Below are 724 nucleotides of genomic sequence, written 5' to 3' on the forward strand. Positions count from 1 at the left end.
GCCGTCGGAGAGCTCCTCGGTGCGGTCGGTGCCCAGGGTGAGCATCGGCTCCACCGCGAGCGCCATGCCGACCCGCAGGCGCGGGCCCTTGCCGGGCTTGCCCATGTTCGGCAGGAACGGCTCCATGTGCATCTGCGAGCCGATGCCGTGCCCGCCGTAGCCGTCGACGATGCCGTAGGTGCGGCCGTCCTTCTCCTCCGAGGAGATGACCGAGCTCTCGATCGCGAAGGAGATGTCGGTCAGCCGGTTGTCCGCGCGGACCTGCTCGATCCCCGCCCACATCGAGGCGCGGGTGGCGTCGGACAGTTCCTGCTCGGCCTGGGTGATCGCGCCGATGGCCAGCGTGACCGCGGAGTCGCCGTGCCAGTTGTCCAGGATCGCGCCGCAGTCCACCGAGAGCAGGTCGCCCTCGGCCAGGACCTGGGCGCGGTTCGGGATGCCGTGCACGACCTGCTCGTTCACCGAGGCGCAGATGCTGCCGGGAAAGCCGTGGTAGCCCTTGAAGGAGGGCACCGCGCCCGCGTCCCGGATCGTCTGCTCCGCCAGCTCGTCGAGCTCCAGCGTGCTGACCCCGGGCCTGGCCGCGGCGCCGACCGCGGCGAGCGCCCGTGCCACCACGAGCCCCGCGGCGCGCATGGCCTCCAGCTCGCCGCGGGTCTTCAGCTCGATGCCGCGCCCGCGCTTGAGCACGCTCACGGCTCCGCGCGCAGTGCCTTGAGCGCGC

General features: G+C 72.5%; 1 protein-coding gene. It reads right to left on the minus strand.

Annotation, left to right across the window (positions count from 1 at the left end; translation table 11 throughout):
* Window positions 1-696 (minus strand): type I methionyl aminopeptidase (map, locus tag CCN56_RS41480; RefSeq protein WP_256962465.1); only part of this gene is annotated, 696 nt, incomplete at its 3' end.
* Window positions 697-724: the final 28 nt, after the last annotated feature.

The sequence above is a fragment of the Streptomyces sp. NRRL B-24572 genome, from assembly GCF_002156145.1.
GTDB classification, from domain to species: Bacteria; Actinomycetota; Actinomycetes; order Streptomycetales; family Streptomycetaceae; genus Streptomyces; species Streptomyces vietnamensis.